The organism is Mycobacterium sp. (assembly GCF_035603715.1).
Classification (GTDB): Bacteria; Actinomycetota; Actinomycetes; order Mycobacteriales; family Mycobacteriaceae; genus Mycobacterium.
Genome location: NZ_DATNJW010000397.1, coordinates 1 through 2192, shown reverse-complemented (window position 1 = coordinate 2192; position 2192 = coordinate 1). Strand labels below are relative to the sequence as shown.

Sequence of the window (2192 nt, the reverse complement as noted above, 5' to 3'; positions counted from 1 at the left end):
GTGGCCGAACTCAACGACAAGCGCACCGGCTACGTCAGCGCCATCTGGGAAGTCGACCCGACCGGCGAAAAGCCCGCCCGCCGACTCACCCGTGGTCCGAACGGAGACACCGCACCCACGTTCACCGTCGACGGCGACCTGTTGTTCGTGTCCTCGCGACCCATTGCCGAGAGCGCCGACGGCGCCGACAAACCACCGGCCTCGCTGTGGCGGCTGCCCGCCGGCGGCGGCGAGGCTGTCGAGGTGCTGAGCATGCCCGGTGGTGTAAGCCTGGTCCGCAGCGCCCGTGCCGCCGACGCCACCGTGATAGGCGCGCCGCTGTTGGCCTCCGCGCGGGACATCGAAGATGACGAGCGGCTACGCGGTTTGCGTAAGGCCAACAATGTCAGCGCGATTCTGCACTCCGGTTATCCAGTTCGCTTCTGGAACCAAGACATCGGCCCGGATGAACCACATCTGTTCGAGGCGACGGATCTGCGTGATCTCACACCACAGCCCGGCGAGGCGCTGCGTGAAGCCGGCTTCGATGACGCCACATTCGACATCAGCGCCGACGGCCGATTCCTTGTGACGACATGGCGGGTGACAGGATCCGAAGCCACCGAGCGCTCGGTGCTGCTGCGGATCGACCTGGCCTCCGGCGAACGCCGCGTGATCGCTGACGATCCGGACGCCGAACTGCAACGCCCCGCAATCTCACCCGACGGGTCAGCGATCGCGTTCGGCCGGGAAACCATCTCCACGCCACACCGCGCTCCGCGAATGACGCTGCAATACTTGCGATTCGGCGACCAACCGCGAACGGTTGCGCAAGCTTGGGATCGCCGTCCGACCTCGCTGACCTGGTCGAGCGATGGCGCGTCATTGATCGTCACCGCCGACCAGAACGGACGCGCACCGATCTTCACCATTGAGCTGTCGACATCGACGGTCACCCAGCTCACCGACGACGACTTCGCCTACACCGACGTCGTCGCGGCGCCGGGCGGTGCGCTGTTTGCCTTGCGCAGTTCTTATGCGGCGCCGCCACATCCGGTGCGGATCGATCCCGGTGGCGTTGTCACCGTGCTGCCATGCGTCGACTTGCCAAGCCTGCCAGGAACATTGACCGAGACCACCACCTCCCTCGCGGATGGCACAACGGTGCGGTCCTGGTTGGTGCTGCCCGAAGATCATGCACCGGCCCCGCTGCTGTTGTGGGTGCACGGCGGCCCGCTGGGCAGCTGGAACGACTGGGCCTGGCGATGGAATCCCTGGCTGATGGCCGCCAAGGGCTACGCGGTGCTGCTGCCCGATCCCGCACTGTCGACCGGCTACGGCCAAGACTTCATCCAGCGGGGCTGGGGCGCATGGGGCGGACCGCCGTTCGACGACTTGATGGCGGCGACCGATGCGGCGTGCGCCCATCCGCGCATCGATGCGACCCGGATCGCGGCGATGGGCGGCTCGTTCGGCGGCTACATGGCCAACTGGATCGCCGGTCACACCAACCGTTTCGCCGCGATCGTGACCCACGCCAGCCTGTGGGCGCTCGACCAATTCAGTCCGACAACCGATCACGCCTACTACTGGCGCCGCGAGATGACGCCGGAGATGACCGCCGCCAATTCGCCACACCATTTCGTCGACCGGATCAGCACGCCGATGCTGGTCATCCACGGCGACAAGGACTACCGCGTGCCGATCGGTGAAGGCCTGCGGCTCTGGTACGAGCTGTTGGCCTCCTCGGCGCTGCCGGCCGGCGAAGACGGCAGCAGTCCGCACCGATTCCTGTATTTCCCGTCCGAGGACCACTGGGTCCTTGCGCCGCAACACGCCAAGATCTGGTACCAGGTGGTGCTGGCTTTCCTGGCCGAACACGTGCTGGGGGAGAGCGCCGAATTGCCGGAGGTACTCGGAGTAGCGTCGCGCCCGTGACTGCAACGCGCGAATTCGACATCGTCTTGTACGGGGCAACCGGCTTCGTGGGCAAGTTGACCGCTGAATACCTCGCCCGGGCCGGCGGGAACGCGCGCATCGCGCTGGCCGGCCGCTCGCCCGACCGTCTGCTGGCGATCCGCGAAACACTCGGCGAGTCGGCGCAGTCCTGGCAGGTGTTGACCGCGGATGCGTCGTCGCCGTCAACGCTGGACGAGATGGCCGCCCGGACGCAGGTCGTCATCACCACGGTCGGTCCGTACAGCCGCTACGGT

The 2192-nt window shown here is 66.8% G+C and carries 2 protein-coding genes; both read left to right on the top strand.

Going from position 1 to position 2192, the window contains the following annotated elements; translation table 11 throughout:
• Window positions 1–1917, top strand: a 1917-nt coding sequence (locus tag VN856_RS16450; protein ID WP_325690872.1) for a S9 family peptidase, incomplete at its 5' end; no start/stop codon positions are given.
• Window positions 1914–2192, top strand: a 279-nt coding sequence (locus VN856_RS16445; RefSeq protein ID WP_325690870.1) for a saccharopine dehydrogenase NADP-binding domain-containing protein, incomplete at its 3' end; no start/stop codon positions are given. The genes VN856_RS16450 and VN856_RS16445, both read left to right, overlap by 4 nt.